Annotated in this window: 14 protein-coding genes, 1 tRNA gene and 1 other RNA gene; 12 read left to right on the top strand and 4 right to left on the bottom strand. The window is 66.9% G+C overall.

All coding sequences use genetic code 11. The features are described from left to right. Window positions 1-6: 6 nt before the first annotated feature. Window positions 7-2,772, bottom strand: a complete 2,766-nt coding sequence (gene aceE, locus ACYU8W_RS01325; protein ID WP_499466009.1) for a pyruvate dehydrogenase (acetyl-transferring), homodimeric type — start codon at window positions 2,770-2,772, stop codon at window positions 7-9. A 222-nt stretch (window positions 2,773-2,994) separates the two neighbouring features. Here aceE and ACYU8W_RS01320 point away from each other — a divergent pair, with 222 nt between their 5' ends. The 7 genes from ACYU8W_RS01320 (at window position 2,995) to ACYU8W_RS01290 (ending at window position 8,352) form a co-directional block, all read left to right on the top strand. Next, window positions 2,995-3,414, top strand: a complete 420-nt coding sequence (locus ACYU8W_RS01320; RefSeq protein WP_129626654.1) for a DUF3052 domain-containing protein — start codon at window positions 2,995-2,997, stop codon at window positions 3,412-3,414. Between the two features lie 13 nt (window positions 3,415-3,427). Then, entirely contained in the window at window positions 3,428-3,895 is a 468-nt protein-coding gene (locus ACYU8W_RS01315; protein WP_499466007.1) for a peroxiredoxin, read from the top strand. 46 nt (window positions 3,896-3,941) lie between these two features. Further along, window positions 3,942-4,014 (top strand) — tRNA-Val (locus ACYU8W_RS01310). 314 nt (window positions 4,015-4,328) lie between these two features. Then, a complete protein-coding gene (locus tag ACYU8W_RS01305; protein WP_499466005.1) occupies window positions 4,329-5,213 on the top strand; it encodes a Nif3-like dinuclear metal center hexameric protein in 885 nt (294 codons plus the stop codon). Further along, on the top strand, window positions 5,210-5,950 hold the full coding sequence (locus ACYU8W_RS01300; protein WP_499466003.1) for a zinc ribbon domain-containing protein: 741 nt from the start codon (window positions 5,210-5,212) through the stop codon (window positions 5,948-5,950). The genes ACYU8W_RS01305 and ACYU8W_RS01300 overlap by 4 nt, the downstream gene beginning before the upstream one ends. Window positions 5,951-5,957: 7 nt before the next feature. After that, window positions 5,958-7,160, top strand: coding sequence for a bifunctional RNase H/acid phosphatase (locus ACYU8W_RS01295; protein ID WP_499466001.1), 1,203 nt, complete (start codon window positions 5,958-5,960; stop codon window positions 7,158-7,160). A 7-nt stretch (window positions 7,161-7,167) separates the two neighbouring features. Beyond that, window positions 7,168-8,352: an O-succinylhomoserine sulfhydrylase gene (locus ACYU8W_RS01290; RefSeq protein WP_499465999.1), complete on the top strand. Its 1,185-nt coding sequence runs from the start codon at window positions 7,168-7,170 to the stop codon at window positions 8,350-8,352. A gap of 35 nt (window positions 8,353-8,387) precedes the next feature. Here the strand turns inward: ACYU8W_RS01290 and ACYU8W_RS01285 are convergent, their stop codons facing one another. Then, window positions 8,388-9,131 carry a YaaA family protein gene (locus ACYU8W_RS01285; protein WP_499466136.1) on the bottom strand — a complete coding sequence of 248 codons (744 nt, stop codon included), beginning with the start codon at window positions 9,129-9,131 and terminating at the stop codon, window positions 8,388-8,390. A gap of 88 nt (window positions 9,132-9,219) precedes the next feature. Between ACYU8W_RS01285 and ACYU8W_RS01280 the strand changes: the two genes are divergently transcribed. Beyond that, window positions 9,220-10,659, top strand: a complete 1,440-nt coding sequence (locus tag ACYU8W_RS01280) for an RNB domain-containing ribonuclease (protein WP_499465997.1) — start codon at window positions 9,220-9,222, stop codon at window positions 10,657-10,659. A gap of 32 nt (window positions 10,660-10,691) precedes the next feature. Further along, window positions 10,692-11,041: RNase P RNA component class A (rnpB, locus tag ACYU8W_RS01275), an RNA gene on the top strand. Window positions 11,042-11,214: 173 nt separating this feature from the next. Here the strand turns inward: rnpB and ACYU8W_RS01270 are convergent. Continuing rightward, complete coding sequence (locus ACYU8W_RS01270; protein WP_499466134.1) at window positions 11,215-12,657, bottom strand: GuaB1 family IMP dehydrogenase-related protein; 1,443 nt, start codon at window positions 12,655-12,657, stop codon at window positions 11,215-11,217. Window positions 12,658-12,801: 144 nt separating this feature from the next. Here ACYU8W_RS01270 and ACYU8W_RS01265 point away from each other — a divergent pair, with 144 nt between their 5' ends. From ACYU8W_RS01265 to ACYU8W_RS01255, 3 genes are all read left to right on the top strand, one after another. Continuing rightward, window positions 12,802-13,461: an MBL fold metallo-hydrolase gene (locus ACYU8W_RS01265; protein WP_499465995.1), complete on the top strand. Its 660-nt coding sequence runs from the start codon at window positions 12,802-12,804 to the stop codon at window positions 13,459-13,461. Between the two features lie 60 nt (window positions 13,462-13,521). Beyond that, window positions 13,522-13,698, top strand: a complete 177-nt coding sequence (locus ACYU8W_RS01260) for a hypothetical protein (RefSeq protein ID WP_168990280.1) — start codon at window positions 13,522-13,524, stop codon at window positions 13,696-13,698. A 102-nt stretch (window positions 13,699-13,800) separates the two neighbouring features. After that, entirely contained in the window at window positions 13,801-14,940 is a 1,140-nt protein-coding gene (locus ACYU8W_RS01255) for a lipid II:glycine glycyltransferase FemX (RefSeq protein ID WP_499465994.1), read from the top strand. A 60-nt stretch (window positions 14,941-15,000) separates the two neighbouring features. On the opposite strand, the gene ppgK is transcribed toward ACYU8W_RS01255, so the two are convergent. Then, complete coding sequence (gene ppgK / locus ACYU8W_RS01250; RefSeq protein WP_499465992.1) at window positions 15,001-15,765, bottom strand: polyphosphate--glucose phosphotransferase; 765 nt, start codon at window positions 15,763-15,765, stop codon at window positions 15,001-15,003. Window positions 15,766-15,770: the final 5 nt, after the last annotated feature.

Raw genomic sequence — 15,770 nt, 5'->3', positions numbered from 1 at the left:
GCGAAGTCAGGCGTCGCCGCCCGCGTTGCCGGAGGTACCCGCGCGGACGTCGAGCAGCTGATACTTCTCGGCGGCCTTCTTCGGGTAGCTCTCGTCCAGCTCACCGCGCTCGACCAGCATCTGCAGCGCACGCACCGCCATCGACGGACCGTCGATGTGGAAGAAACGTCGTGCAGCCGGACGGGTGTCGGAGAAACCGAACCCGTCGGCACCCAGCGAGGCGAACTCCTGAGGAACCCACTGGCGAACCTGGTCCTGCACGGTGCGCATCCAGTCGGACGTTGCCACGACCGGACCCGGAGCACCCTGCAACTTCTGCGTGATGAACGGGATCCGCGGTTCCTCGTCCGGGTGCAGGAAGTTGTGCTCGTCGGCGGCCAGGCCGTCGCGGCGCAGTTCGCCCCACGAGGTCACCGACCAGACGTCGGCGACGACGCCCCAGTCGTCCTTGAGCAACTGCTGCGCCTCGAGCGCCCACGGCACACCGACACCGGACGCGAGCAACTGCACGCGACGTGCGTCGTCACCGACACCCTCGGTGCTGCCCTCGGACACCTTGTAGATGCCCTTGAGAAGACCTTCGACGTCCAGGTCGTCCGGCTCGGCCGGCTGCTGCATCGGCTCGTTGTAGACCGTCATGTAGTAAATGACGTTCTCCGGTTCGGCGCCGTACATGCGCTCCACACCGTTCTGCATGATGTGCGCGATCTCGTACGCGTACGCAGGGTCATAAGCCACGACGGCCGGGTTGGTCGACGCCAGCAGCAGGCTGTGACCGTCGGCGTGCTGCAGACCCTCGCCGGTCAGCGTGGTACGACCGGCGGTGGCGCCGATCATGAACCCGCGCGCCATCTGGTCGGCGGCCGCCCAGATGCTGTCTCCGGTGCGCTGGAACCCGAACATCGAGTAGAAGATGTAGATCGGGATCATCGGCACGTCGTGCGTCGCGTAGGCCGAGCCGGCAGCCGTGAACGCAGCCACCGAACCCGCCTCGTTGATGCCGGTGTGCAGGATGTGTCCCTGCTCCGACTCCTTGTACGCGAGCATCAGCTCGGCGTCGACCGACTTGTAGTTCTGGCCGTGCGGGTTGTAGATCTTCAGCGTCGGGAAGAACGCGTCCATGCCGAACGTGCGTGCCTCGTCCGGGATGATCGGCACGATCCGGTTGCCGAACTCCTTGTCGCGCATCATGTCCTTCAGGATGCGGACGAACGCCATGGTCGTTGCGACCATCTGCTTGCCCGAGCCCTTCTTGGCCTGGGCGTACGCAGAGTCGGCCGGAAGGCTGATCTCCTTCGACTTCGTGCGGCGCGAGGGCAGGCCACCACCGAGGGCAGCGCGGCGCTCACGCATGTACTTGATCGCCTCGTCGTTCTCGCCCGGGTGGTAGTACGGCGGCAGGTAGGGGTTCTCCTCCAACTGCGCGTCCGAGATCGGGATCTTGAGCGAGTCGCGGAACATCTTGAGGTCGTCCAGCGTGAGCTTCTTCATCTGGTGGGTCGCGTTGCGCCCCGCGAAGTGGGTGCCCAGGCTGTAGCCCTTGATCGTCTTGGCGAGGATGACCGTCGGCTGACCGTGGTGCTCGGTCGCAGCCTTGTACGCCGCGTAGACCTTCCGGTAGTCGTGGCCACCACGCTTGAGGCGCCACCAGACGTCCTCGTCGCTCCAGTCGGCGACCATCGCCTTGGTACGAGGGTCGCGTCCGAAGAAGTTGTCACGGACGTACTTTCCGTCGTTGGCGCGGAAGGTCTGGTAGTCGCCGTCGGACGTGGTGTTCATCAGGTTGACCAGGGCGCCGTCACGGTCGGCAGCGAGCAACGGGTCCCAGCCGCGTCCCCAGACCGTCTTGATGACGTTCCAGCCGGCGCCGCGGAAGAACGACTCGAGCTCCTGGATGATCTTGCCGTTTCCGCGCACCGGGCCGTCGAGCCGCTGCAGGTTGCAGTTGACGACGAACGTCAGGTTGTCGAGCTCCTCGCCGGCCGCCAGCTGCAGGAGACCGCGCGATTCCGGCTCGTCCATCTCGCCGTCACCGAGGAACGCCCACACGTGCTGGTCGCTGGTGTCCTTGATGCCGCGGTTGTGCAGGTAGCGGTTGAACTGCGCCTGGTAGATCGCGTTCATCGGACCGATACCCATCGACACCGTCGGGAACTCCCAGAAGTCGGGCATGTTCCGTGGGTGCGGGTAGGACGGCAGACCGAACGGTTTGCCGTCGATGAAGTGCGACTTCTCCTGGCGGAATCCGTTGAGCTGGTCCTCGGACAGGCGGCCTTCGAGGAAGGCGCGGGCGTACATGCCGGGGGAGGCGTGGCCCTGGAAGAAGACCTGGTCGCCGCCGCCGGGGTGGTCCTTGCCGCGGAAGAAGTGGTTGAAGCCCACTTCGTACAGCGTGGCGGCCGATGCGTAGGACGAGATGTGTCCACCGACGCTGATCTCAGGACGCTGGGCGCGGTGCACCATGATCGCAGCGTTCCAGCGCAGCCAGGCGCGGTAGCGGCGCTCGACCTCCTCGTCACCGGGGAACCACGGTTCGCCCTCCGGCGGGATGGTGTTGATGTAGTCGGTCGTCGTCAACGACGGGATGCCCACCTGGCGTTCGCGAGCTCGCTCAAGCAACTTGAGCATGACGTAACGCGCGCGGTTGCGACCGCCGGCGTCGATGATCCCGTCGAGGGACTCCAACCATTCCTGCGTCTCTTCCGGATCGACGTCCGGAAGTTGGCTGGGTAGACCGTTGAGGATCGGGCCCTTGGCAGGCTTTGGTGACACGATTGGCTCCTTCGCGTACATGATTCGCAATCTCCATCAAACACCGCGGAAGGCATGTACGTACAAGCGAGTCCGGTTACCTTCTAGTACGTGGGCACATATGCCCGCATCTGACCCGATTCGTGCGGTGATCGCAGTCGGCGCCGCTCGTCCACTACCGTGGGGCGGCATCACCGGCGCACGATCGAGCGGGCGGTGCAATCGAACACTCTGGGAAGGAACATGGCTAACGACGCAGGCGGCGGCACCTGGGCGAACCGCATCGGGTTCACCGAAGGACAGGTCGTACTCGAGATCGGTTGGGACGAGGACGTCGAGGACGCCCTCCGGGAGAACGTCGAGGACCTCATCGGATCGGCCCTCGAGGAGGACCAGTTCGACGGCGTCGTCGACGCGGTACTGCTGTGGTGGCGCGACGGCGACGGTGACCTCATCGACGACTGTGTCGACGCACTCGCCATGCTGGCCGACAAGGGTTTCCTGGTCGTGCTGGTGCCGAAGGCCGGCCACCCGGAACACGTTCAGGCCGCAGACATCGAAGAGGCGGCGAAAACCGTTGGACTCAAGGCGAGTTCGACCGCGAAAGCCGGCGACTGGATCGCCACCAAACTGGTCCAGGGCGGCCACCAGAAGCAACGCTGAGAAGAGGCGACACATGACTTCCCCCAAGCAGGTCGGCGAACAGGCTCCCGCGTTCACCGCCAAGGACCAGTTCGGCCAGGAGCAGACCCTCACCGGTCTGACCTCCGAAAAAGCACTGCTGCTGGTGTTCTACCCGTTCGCGTTCTCCGGCATCTGCACCGGCGAACTGTGCTCCATCCGCGATGACCTGTCTCGCTTCGCGAACGACAAGGTGCAGGTCGTCGGAATCTCCTGCGACCCGATGTTCACCCAGCGCGCCTGGGCGGACGACCAGGGTTACGACTTCCCGTTGCTGTCCGACTTCTGGCCGCACGGTTCGATCGCCAAGGACTACGGCGTGTTCAACAAGGACGCCGGCATGGCCATCCGCGGCACCTTCCTCATCGACGGCAGCGCCACGATCACCTGGTCGCAGGTCAACGGTCCGGGCGAAGCCCGCGACTTCGCCGGCTACGACGAGGCCGTCGCGAAGCTGTCCTGAACCCCATTACCCTTGACCGAGCCCCGCACCCGACGGTGCGTGGCGAGGGCCTGTAGCTCAGTTGGTAGAGCACCGCGTTTACACCGCGGGTGTCGTCGGTTCGAGACCGGCCGGGCCCACAATTACATTTGCCGCTCCCTCGGCGTGAAGGCGGGCAGCCGCTCACTTCGTAGCGGCTGCCCGCCTTCGCCGTTCCGCGGCGTGAGCCTTCCAGCGTGGTCGCCCAGGTGCCACCACCGGCTTCGCGGTCCAACCTCGATCGCTACACACGCCTTCGCTGCTCCGTGGCGCAGGGGCCCACCTTTCCCGCTGGTTGAGCCTGGATCCAGCGACGAAGCAGCAGCGTCCAGGGTCGAAACCACGGTGACACTCGACGGCCGCCCGACCCGTAGGCTTGGCGACGCCCGCAAACCCGAACCGCTCGAAGGAACCCATGACTTCCGACCTGACGAGTCCGACTCTGGCGCAGGTCATCTCGGTGCTCGAGGAGTTCTTCCCGAGTTCGACCGCCGCCTCCTGGGACCGCGTCGGCCTGGTGACCGGAGACCCCGAACAACCCGTGCAGCGCATCAGGTTCGCGGTCGACCCGACGCTGGCCGTCATCGAACAAGCGCGGGACGACGACATCGACCTGGTGGTCACCCACCACCCTCTGCTGCTGCGCGGCATCAACTCGGTCGCCACCACCACGGCCAAGGGTGCGGCGATCACCTCCCTGGTGGTCGCCGACATGGCGCTGTACTGCGCGCACACCAACGCCGACGTAGCGCGGCCCGGCGTCAACGACGCGCTGGCGGCCGCGTGCGGTCTACCGGATGACTGCGAGGCCCTCGACGACGAGGACGGCCAGCCCATCGGGCGCGTCGGCGACCTGCCGCAACCGTTGTCGCTCAAGGCTTTCGCCGAGCACCTTGCGTCCGCACTGCCGCCTGCCCCGGTCGGCATCCGGGTCAGTGGGGAAGCGAAAGCACAGGTCCGTCGGGTCGCCGTCCTGGGTGGTGCCGGCGACGACCGTTTCGAGGCCGTGCGACGCTCGGGTGCGGACGTCTACGTGACCGCCGACCTGCGTCACCACCCCGCCATCGAGGCGCGCGAAGAGGCGCGAGGCGGGCCGCCCTACCTTATCGACGCGGGCCACTGGGCCACCGAGTCGCTCTGGCTCGACGCAGCCGCCGACCGGCTGCGGGAGCGCCTGGCCTGCGACGGACTTACAGTTGACACCGACATCTGCACAGTGCGCACCGACCCGTGGGATTTCCTCGTCGGCAGCACCCACTCGACAACCGACTCGACACCGGACTCTGGGAGCCAGGAATGAAAGCCGACCTCGCTAAGCAGTGGCGCATGCTCGACCTGCAGGCGCTCGACACGCGCCTGACGCAGCTCGCCCACAAGAAGCGCACGCTGCCGGTGCTCGCCGAGATCGAGAAGGCGACCAAGCAGCAGGACGAACTCTTCGAGGAGGTCGTGCTCGCTCGCACGGCCGCCCAGGACGTCGAGCGGGAGATCACCAAGGCCGAGGACGCCGTCCAGCTCGTCCGCGACCGTGCCGCTCGCAACCAGCAGCGCCTGGACTCCGGCCAGGGTTCGCCGAAGGACCTGCAGGGCATGCAGCACGAACTGCAAACGCTCGCGCGCCGACAGGCCGAACTCGAGGACGAGGAAATCGCCGTGATGGAGCGTGCCGAGGAGCTTCGCGCCGTTCTCGCCCGGCGCGAGGCACAGAAGGCGGAGCTCGACGAGAAGATCGTCTCCCTCGCGAACGACCGCGACCAGGCGATCGCCGAGATCGACGAAGAGTCGAACAGCGTTGCAGCGCAACGTGATCAGATCGCGCCCGGACTCGGCACCGATCTGCTCGGCCTCTATGAGAAGGTGCGCGAGCAGTGCGGCGGACTCGCAGCAGCGGCGCTCACGCAGCGTCGGTGCGGCGGCTGCGGTCTTGAGCTGAACGCGACCGAGCTGGCGAAATTCAAGAACGCACCCGAGGACGAGATCCTGCGCTGCGAGGACTGCCGCCGGATCGTCGTCCGCACATCCGAGTCGGGGCTGTAAGCGCTCGATGGCACGGGCTCTCATCGTCGAGGCCGACGGCGGCTCTCGGGGCAATCCCGGGGTGGCCGGATACGGCGCCCTCGTCCGGGACGCATCCACCGGAGAACTGCTTGCCGAACGCGCCGAGCCGCTTGGTTTGGCCAGCAACAACGTCGCCGAGTACTCCGGTCTGATCGCCGGGTTGGAGGCTGCCGCCGAGATCGACCCGTCCGCGCGCGTCGAGGTGCGGATGGACTCCAAGCTGGTCGTCGAGCAGATGGCCGGTCGTTGGAAGATCAAGCACGTGGACATGAAGCGCCTCGCCCTCGAGGCGCAGGAGATCGTCCGGTCATTGACGACCGCGGGCGGCGCCGTGACCTGGACGTGGATCCCGCGCGAGAAGAACAAGGACGCCGACAAGCTGTCCAATGTGGCGATGGACGGCGAAACGGTCGTCCGGAATCTTTGGCGGACAACCGAACCCGACGACTGCGACGACCCCGCCGAGGTAAGTGAGCCCGCCGTCGATGCCACCGACGCCGAGGCAGCCGCTGCCCCCGCACTGGCGCCTGCCCAGGCAGGTCGTCCGGTTCGCGTCCTGATGGTGCGTCACGGAGTCACCGACTTCACCGTCGAGGGAAGACTCGACGGTCGCGGCGGACCGAACCCCGACCTCAACAAGCAAGGGCTCGCCCAAGCCCGATCGGTCGCTGCGGGCATTGCCGCCAAGACGGGCGACCTGCCGGTGCGGTTCATCGCATCGGACCTGTCGCGCGCCCAGGAAACCATCCGTCCGGCGGCTGAAGCCCGTGGCCAGCAGGTCGAGATCGACCCGGACTGGGACGAACAGAACTTCGGCGAGTGGGACGGCGAGCTCGTGCGGGATCTGGTGCAGCACAAGGACTTCGCGCGGCTGCGTGACGACCCGACCTACGCGGCACCGGGCGGGGGAGAGACGCACGAGCAACTCACGTCCCGCGTCCGGGACGCCCTGCGCCGGGCCGTCGAGTCGGCGTCCGACGGGAGTGTGGTCGTCGTGGCCACGCACCGCAAGCCGATCATGGTCGTGCTTGCCGAGGTGCTTGGCCTCGATCTGGCGCACGCCTGGATGCTCGCGATCGGTCCGGGTTCGTTCACAGGTCTCGAACTCTGGGCCGACGGGCACGGCTCGGTGAGCTTCGTGAACGATACGAATCACCTTCGCGCGACGCGCGGTGCTCGAGCGCAGTAGGAGCGAGATGGACGACCAGCAGTTTGCCCCCGACACCATCGCGGTGCGAGGAGGCTTGTCCCGCAGCGGTTTCGAGGAGACGGCGGAAGCCCTTTATCTGACGTCGGGTTTCGTCTACGAGACCGCCGAGGACGCCGAGGCGGCGTTCAAGGCAGAGGTGGATCGTTTCGTCTACAGCCGGTACGGGAACCCGACCGTCGCCGTGTTCGAGGAGCGCCTACGTCAGTTGGAGGGCGCCGAGGCCTGTTACGCGACCGGCTCAGGCATGGGCGCGGTCTTCACGGCACTCGCGGCTCTGCTCGGTGCCGGCGACCGCGTCGTGGCGTCCCGCGGACTGTTCGGCTCCTGCTTCGTGATCCTGGACGAGATCCTCCCGCGCTGGGGCGTCGAGACCGTGTTCGTCGACGGTCCCGATCTCGATCAGTGGCGCGAGGCCCTCAGCGTTCCTACGACGGCGGTCTTCTTCGAGACGCCGAGCAACCCGATGCAGGAACTCGTCGACATCCGCGCAGTCTGCGATCTCGCCCACGCCGCCGGCGCGCAGGTGGTCGTCGACAACGTGTTCGGCACGCCCGTCTACTCCAAGCCGCTCGAGCACGGCGCCGACATCGTCGTCTACTCCGCGACCAAGCACATCGACGGACAGGGACGCGTCCTCGGTGGCGCGATCCTGGGGCCGAAGGACTACATCGAAGGTCCTGTCCAGAACCTCATCAGGCACACCGGCCCGTCGCTGTCGCCCTTCAACGCGTGGGTCCTGGTCAAGGGTCTGGAGACCATGCGTCTGCGCGTGGATCAGATGGCCCGGTCGGCTATCGAGGTTGCGCGCACCTTGGCGAATCACGCTGCAGTGGAACAGGTTTGGTACCCATACCTGGAATCGCACCCGCAGTACGAGTTGGCACGCAAGCAAATGGGTGGGGGCGGCACGGTCGTCACTTTCCGCCTGGCCGGCGGCAAGGCCGAGGCGTTCAAGCTGATGAACGCGCTGCAGATCATCGACATCTCCAACAACCTGGGCGACTCCAAGTCGCTGATCACCCACCCGGCCACCACCACTCACCGCCGCATGGGCGAGGAAGCGCGGCTGGCGATCGGGATCACCGACGGCGTCCTACGCATCTCGGTCGGCCTGGAGGACGCCGCCGACCTGGTGCGTGACCTCACCCAGGCTCTCGACGCGGCGACCTGACACAGCGTCCGACCGGTCCGACGCGCTCGATTAGGTCAACCACGCGTGGTCGTCGACAGAACCCAGGGCCTGCCCGGCTTCGTGGGGGCGTCCCATGACACCTCGAACTGCTCGGAGAGGCCATCGGCGAGTTGTTCGGGACGACGGGGGTCGAGTCCGAGTTCGCAGATAGCGCGCGCAACCAGGCCGCGGGTGTGCTTGGCCATGTGGGTGGCTCCGGGCACCTTGATCTGCACCCAGCGGGCAGCGAGGTCACCCGACGGTGTCCAGGCGGCGGCGTACGTGCTGGAGCGGCAGTCGACGATCAGACCCTTGCCCGCAGCCGAGGTCATCGGTTCGTCGAGCAAGGGTTTCCAGAACGACGCGAGCGGACCGACACCCGGCAGGTTGACTGCCATCGAGAGCCGGTACGGCGGCACCTTGTCCTTCATCCGAAGTGCTCCGAACAGCGCGGATTGCACGACGAGCCAGCGGTTCGCCCGTCGCAGCGCGGCAGCGTCGAGGGAAGGAAGATCCAGCGCGTCGTACAGGACGCCGGTGTAGAGGGCCGCGACCGGTACCGCCGGCGCGGACCGCAGACGTGTGTTGCGGGCGATCTCCTGGGTGAGGTTCGGGCTCACCCCGAGCACCGTTGCAGCCGTGTCGGATTCGCTCAGCTCGCCGGCCCGCTCGATGACAGCCTCCCGGGCGTCGACCAGTTCGGGAAAGGACATCGTGTCCGGTCGGTACGCCCCACCTCGGGGGCGGGGAGTCTTGGATTCCGAGGGAGGCAGCAGCACGAGCACCCGGTGAGTCTACGAGCGGGCGCCTCCATCCGTTCAGTCACTAACCCGCGCGACCTGCGTCCGGCTCCCTAGGGTGTGAGCCATGGTCAAACGCGTCATCAAGGTCACCAGCGAAGTCCCCTCGGATCAGGTCGAGAGCCCTGAGCTCGCCGCTGCCTTCGACGGCCTGCGGCAGCGTCTGGAGCTACCGGCGCAGTTCCCGGCCGAGGTGGAGGCGGAAGCAAGGCGGGCTGTTGCCGCCCCGGAGTTGCCGGAGCGCGACGAGACCGCCGTGCCGTTCTTCACCATCGACCCGGAAGGCTCGACCGACCTCGACCAGGCGATGTGTCTGGAACGGGACGGCGACGGCTACCGCGTGAGGTACGCGATCGCCGACGTCCCCGCGTTCGTGGCGGCCGGGGGAGCACTCGACGCCGAGACGCACCGACGCGGACAGACCATCTACCTGCCCGATCAGCGAGTTCCGTTGCACCCCACAACGATCAGCGAGGACGCAGCCAGCCTGCTCGAAGGGCAGACGCGGCCCGCGTTCGTGTGGAACATGAAGCTGGACGCGTCCGGCGACTGCACCGCCCACGAGGTGTACCGGGCGATGGTGAGCAGCAAGAAGCGTCTGGACTACACCTTCGTCCAGGAGCAGGTCGACTCCGGCAACGCCGACGAGTCCCTGATGCTGCTGAAGGAGATCGGCGAGAAGCGGATGGAGATGGAACGTGCCCGTGGCGGCGCGAGCCTGCCGATGCCCGAGCAGGTCGTCACCAGCAAGGAGAACGGGTACAAGCTGACCATGCGTCCGCCGGTACCCGCCGAGGACTGGAACGCACAGATCTCGCTGCTGACGGGCATGGCGGCCGCAGAGATGATGCTGCACAACCAGATCGGCGTGCTGCGCACGATGCCCGAACCTGAGGGCAACGCGATCGCACGGTTCAAGCGGGCCGCTCAGGCGCTCGGCGCCGAGTGGCGTTCGGACCTCACCTACGGTGAGTTCCTGCGCACCCTGGACCGCAGCAACCCCAAGCACCTCGCGCTGATCTACGAGGCCACCGGGTTGTTCCGCGGAGCCGGTTACACCTGCTTCGACGGCGATATCCCCGAGGTCACTCAGCAGGCTGCGGTGGCAGCGCCGTACGCCCACGTCACCGCGCCGCTTCGGCGCCTCGTCGACCGTTACGGCCTGGTGATCTGCGAGGCGCTCAGCCGTGACGCCGAGGTGCCGCAATGGGTGCGATCGGCCCTTGCGGCCCTTCCGGACGACATGAAGAAGTCCGACGAACTGGCCCGCAAGGCCGAACGGGCCGCGACCGACATCATCGAGGCGGCGTTCATGTCCGGCCACGTCGGAGAGTCCTTCGAGGCCGTCGTGGTCGACAACAACGGCAAGGAGGGGTTGCTGGTGCAACTGACCGAGCACGCGGTGATCCAGCCGGTGCCCGGCACCGCCGAGCTCGGTTCCACCGTTCAGGTGAAGGTGGTCTCCGCCGACATCGCAGCCGGCAAGGTGGAGTTCGCGCTCGCCTGAAGTGAACGGACACCGATAGACTCGACCACGGATGAGCCGGCCAGGCGGCCGCGTCGGGAGTTCGCTCCCGCCGAGGAACGTCCGGGCTCCGAAGAGCAGGGTGGTGGCTAACGGCCACCCGGGGTGACCCGCGGGACAGTGCCACAGAAAGCAGACCGCCTGCGCTCGCGCAGGTAAGGGTGAAACGGTGGTGTAAGAGACCACCAGCGCCCCAGGTGACTGGGGCGGCTAGGTAAACCCCACCCGGAGCAAGGCCAGACAGCATGCGCCCGAGGGCTGCTCGCCCGAGCATGCGGGTAGGCCGCTGGAGGCGACTGGCAACAGTCGTCCTAGATGGATGGTCGCCCAATGACTGAACCCGGCGTATCGGCCGGCTCATCCCCGGCACGCCCACTTTCTGCGGAACCGGATCACCACCCACGCACGACACCGACGACCTCGCCGGATTACGGAGTTTCCTCAGCGACCGCTGAAAGCCGNACCGCTGAAAGCCGCCACAGCGAAGGGATCCGGTCGCCATTGCGACCGGATCCCTTCACTACGGGTGTAGCGGCCTCAGCTCCAAGAGGTTTCGCGGGGGCGGCCCTCGTCGTAACCACTCGCGCTCTGCACACCGACCGTCGCGCGCTCGCGGAACTCGGCGATGTTGCGGGCACCCGCGTAGGTGAAGCTGGAGCGGACACCGGCGATGATCGAGTCGATGAGGTCTTCCACGCCGGGGCGCTCGGCGTCGAGGTACATCTTCGAGGACGAGATGCCTTCCTCGAACAACGCCGAGCGGGCGCGGTCGAACGCGGTGCGTCCCTGCGTCCGGTTGCTCACCGCACGGGCGGACGCCATGCCGAAGGACTCCTTGTAGAACCGGCCGGACGCGTCCCGGTTGAGGTCACCGGGGCTCTCCCAGGTGCCCGCGAACCACGAGCCGATCATCACCGAACCGGCTCCGGCGGCAAGGGCGAGAGCGACATCGCGCGGGTACTTCACGCCGCCGTCCGCCCAGACATACGCGCCGAGTTCCGTTGCCGCAGCTGCACATTCGAGCACCGCCGAGAACTGCGGGCGTCCCACGCCGGTCATCATGCGGGTGGTGCACATGGCGCCCGGTCCGACTCCGACCTTGATGATGTCGGCACCGGCGCTCGCCAGGTCGCGGGCGCCGTCGGCGGTCACCACGTTGCCGGCGGCGATCGGGATACGGATTCCGGTGGACGCCTCGTGCTCGTCACGGGCGGACTTCACGACGTCGAGTGCGTCGAGCATCTTGTCCTGGTGGCCGTGCGCGGTGTCGACGACCAGCACGTCCGAGCCCGCTTCGAGCATCGCCTTCGTTTTGGCGGCGATGTCGCCGTTGATGCCGATCGCGGTGCCGATCCGCAGGCGCCCCCGGTCATCCAGCGCGGGCTGATAGATCGCGCTGCGCAGGATGCTCTTGCGGGTCAGCACGCCCTGCAGCTCGCCGTCCTTCACCACCGGTGCGAGGCCGAGGTGGTGCTTGGCGAGGTCGTCGTAGACCTGGTCGAGGTCGGCGTCCGGAGTCACGCTGAACAGGTCGCAGGACATGACCTGACCGACGGTGGTGAAGCGGTCGACATCGCGCAGGTCGCCTTCGGTGACCACTCCGACCGGACGATGGTCGGCGTCCACGACCACGGCGGCCTTGTGCGCGCGCTTGCCCAGCAGGGCGATCGCGGACGCCACCGGAGCCTCTGCCGACACCGTCACCGGGGTCTCGTAGACGGTGTGTGCCGCCTTGACGTAGTCGATCGTCTCGGTGACCGCGTGCACCGGAATGTCCTGGGGCAGCACCGCGATCGCGCCGCGTCGAGCGACGGTCTCGGCCATGCGTCGACCCGACACCGCGGTCATGTTCGCGACCACCAGCGGGATGGTGGTGCCCACACCGTCCGGCGTGGACAGGTCGACGTCGAGGCGACTGGTCACCGATGACCGCGACGGAACCATGAACACGTCGCTGTACGTGAGATCGAACGGGGGCATTTCACCGAGGAGTTTCACGGGAGGTAATGGTACGTCGCGCCCAGGAACACCCGCGCGTTCGTGTCGTGTTCGCGATGTGGGCGCTCGTCAGTTGTTCGCCCGGAACGCCTCCGCGTCCGTGCGCCGACTCGTACGGTGGCTGGCATGAAGATCACCCACCTCGGTCACGCCTGCCTCCTGGTCGAGTACGCCGACGCACGCATGCTCATCGACCCGGGCTCGTTCTCCGACGTCGCGGCCGTCAGTGTCGTCGATGCCGTCCTGATCACCCACCAGCACGCCGATCACCTGGACGTCCCGAAGCTGAGGGGTGTGCTGGAACGCAACCCGGACGCCTCGGTGTTCGCCGACACAGGATCGCTGAAAACGTTGCAGGAGAACGACATCCAAGCGACCGAGAACCGTGCCGGTCAGAGTTTCGAGATCGGCTCGGTGCGGGTCACCCCGATCGGGCAGCAGCACGCCGAGATCCACCCGTACGTCGACCGCATCCCCAACCTCGGCCTGATGTTCCAGGTGGAGGGAGAGCCGACGCTGTTCCACCCCGGCGACGCACTGGATGGTCAGCCCCTCGACCGGATCGACATCCTCGCGGTGCCCGTCTCCGCGCCGTGGGGCGCGGTCAAGGAAACAATCGCCTTCGTCCGGCGGATCGCACCACGCGAGATCGTCCCGATCCACGACGGCACCCTGTCGGAGGCCGGTCGTGCGATGTACCTGCAGCACATCGGCGACTTCGGGCTGGACGGTGGCGTCCCCGTGCGTGATCTGCGCCGGGAGAAGGCCACCGAGTTCACCCTCTGACGCCGTAACCTCGCGCCGTCGGATTCACCGTCCGGGCTCAGGTGAACCTAAGCTCGAACGGTGCCCCAACTCACCGCCAAGAAGAAGTGCTGCAAGAAGGACACCCGGTGCAAGAAGTGCCCGGTCGTTCTCTCGCGTCTGGCCAAGTGGGGTCACGCGGAGCGGATCGACCGCCGCCGTTACGAGCTCGCCGAGTCGGTGCCCAAGAAGGTGCGCAAGCGCGCCCGCGTCCGGTGAAGAACCTTCGACTGCGCCCGTAGTAAGGAACGTCGGCCGCTGTTGCGACCGTGCGCGCCCTCTGCCCACCCGTCGGAGTCAGGTGGTGGATAGCCTGACCGCATGACTTTGAGCGTCACCCTGTGCACCGATCAGACCGAATGGGACGAACTCGTCGACGCCGCCGGGGGACACCCGCTGCAACTTTGGGGCTGGGGTGAGCTGAAGTCGAGGTATGAGTGGACCGCAGACCGGCTCGTCGTCCGCGACGGTGACCGGATCGTCGGATCGGCGCAGGTGCTGCACCGCAAGCTGCCGCAGCCGTTCCGCAGCCTGTCCTACATCCCGCGCGGGCCCCAGGTGCAGGATGAGGCTCGGCGCGCCGAGGTGCTCGACGCGCTCGCGGTCTGGGTGAAGCGCGAGCGGCAGCCGATCGCACTGTCGATCGAGCCCGACTGGGAGGCCGGCTACTCGCCGATGCCGAAGGGCACCGACGACGAAGCTCTCGCACAGTTGCAGTCGCAGCCGGCGCCGCAATGGTTGAAAGACACTGCAGCCAAGGCCTTTTCGCCCAGCGAGAACACCGGTCTGATCCCACGGACCCTCGTCGTCGACTGCAGCCAGGACGACGATGCCCTGATGAAGGGCCTCGGTTCCAGTGCGCGACAGAACGTGCGCAAGTCGTTCAAGGCCGAGAACGTCCGCTTCGGACTGGTCGAGACCGACGAGGACCTCGCCCAGGTGCTGGCGATCAACAACGAGACCGCGCGGCGAGCGGGCTTCGCGGTGCACAGCGACGACTACCACCGCGGCATCCGCGACCTGATGGGGGAGCGGTCCCAGCTGATCGCGGCCTGGGAGGGCGACCAGGTCGTCGCGTTCGTCTGGCTGGTGGTCTCCGCGACGACGGCCTTCGAGTTGTACGGCGGCGTCAACGAGCGCGGCATGAAGCTGCGCCTGAACTACGGCCTGAAGTTCCACGCGATGAAGCATGTCCGTGAGCAGGGCGTGTCCCGTTACGACTTCAACGGCCTGCTCAATGACGGCATCAGCGACTTCAAGCGGCAGTTCGCCAAGCACGAGAACATGCTCATCGGCACCTGGGACCGGCCGCTCTCGCCGCTGTACCCCGCGTTCGCCAAGGCCCTGCCCAAGGTGCGCACGGTGCTGAAGAAGGGTGTGCCGCAGGTGAAGTCGGCGGTCAAGGACCCGAAGGGCACGTTCGCCAAGCTGCGTCCGAACAAATCCGAGCAGGAAAAGTAGATCCGCGCACCGTGACGGGTGCGCGGATCACCGCAGGGTGCGCGGATTCGGCGCTCGGGGTCAGTCGCGCTTGTGGCGGGCGGTCCATGCGGCACCGATGATGCCCGCGTCGTTCTGGAGCTTCGCCGGCACGATCTTGGTACGCAGGTCGAGCAGCGGCAGGAACTTCTCGTGCTTCTTGCTCACCCCGCCGCCGACGACGATGAGGTCGGGCCACAGCAGGTTCTCCAGGGTGGAGTAGTACTTCTGCAGGCGCTCGGCCCACTCCTGCCAGGAGAGGTCCTCCTTGTCGCGGACGCTCTCGGCAGCGCGTGATTCGGCGTCGTGACCGTCGATCTCGATGTGTCCGAGTTCCGAATTCGGAACCAGCACACCGTTGTTGAAGATCGCGGTGCCGATGCCGGTGCCGAGCGTGGTCATCACGACCAGACCCTTCTGGTCCTTGGCGGCGCCGAAGTGCAGTTCGCCCACGCCGGCCGCGTCGGCATCGTTGAGGACGCTGATGTCGCGGCCGAGCCTCTTCTCCAGCTTCTGCTCGATCTCGGTCTCGATCCAGGACTTGTCGATGTTCGCCGCGGTCTTCACCACGCCGTGCATCACGACGGCGGGGAAGGTGATGCCGATCGCCTCGCCCTTGGTCTCGTCCGCGAAGTTCTCGGCGATCTGCTCGATGACTTCGGCAACCGCGTCCGGGGTGGCCGGTTTCGGAGTGTCGATCCGCAGACGGTCCGTCGCGAACTTGCCCTTGTCGAGGTCGACCGGGGCGCCTTTGATGCCGCTGCCGCCGACGTCGATGCCGAGGGCGTAGGTCTTGGCCTTTGCCATTGTGT

The sequence above is a fragment of the Yimella radicis genome (assembly GCF_054778255.1).
The sequence above is the reverse complement of the archived record's forward strand: the minus strand, read 5'-3'. Positions and strand labels throughout refer to the sequence as shown.

Bases quoted from the DNA above. Each gene is read 5' to 3' on its own strand.
- ACYU8W_RS01320 (WP_129626654.1), top strand. From the start codon at position 2,995: ATGGCTAACGACGCAGGCGGCGGCACCTGGGCGAACCGCATCGGGTTC.
- ACYU8W_RS01315 (WP_499466007.1), top strand. From the start codon at position 3,428: ATGACTTCCCCCAAGCAGGTCGGCGAACAGGCTCCCGCGTTCACCGCC.
- ACYU8W_RS01305 (WP_499466005.1), top strand. From the start codon at position 4,329: ATGACTTCCGACCTGACGAGTCCGACTCTGGCGCAGGTCATCTCGGTG.
- ACYU8W_RS01300 (WP_499466003.1), top strand. From the start codon at position 5,210: ATGAAAGCCGACCTCGCTAAGCAGTGGCGCATGCTCGACCTGCAGGCG.
- ACYU8W_RS01295 (WP_499466001.1), top strand. From the start codon at position 5,958: ATGGCACGGGCTCTCATCGTCGAGGCCGACGGCGGCTCTCGGGGCAAT.
- ACYU8W_RS01290 (WP_499465999.1), top strand. From the start codon at position 7,168: ATGGACGACCAGCAGTTTGCCCCCGACACCATCGCGGTGCGAGGAGGC.
- ACYU8W_RS01280 (WP_499465997.1), top strand. From the start codon at position 9,220: ATGGTCAAACGCGTCATCAAGGTCACCAGCGAAGTCCCCTCGGATCAG.
- ACYU8W_RS01270 (WP_499466134.1), bottom strand. From the start codon at position 12,657: ATGCCCCCGTTCGATCTCACGTACAGCGACGTGTTCATGGTTCCGTCG.
- ACYU8W_RS01265 (WP_499465995.1), top strand. From the start codon at position 12,802: ATGAAGATCACCCACCTCGGTCACGCCTGCCTCCTGGTCGAGTACGCC.
- ACYU8W_RS01255 (WP_499465994.1), top strand. From the start codon at position 13,801: ATGACTTTGAGCGTCACCCTGTGCACCGATCAGACCGAATGGGACGAA.
- ppgK (WP_499465992.1), bottom strand. From the start codon at position 15,765: ATGGCAAAGGCCAAGACCTACGCCCTCGGCATCGACGTCGGCGGCAGC.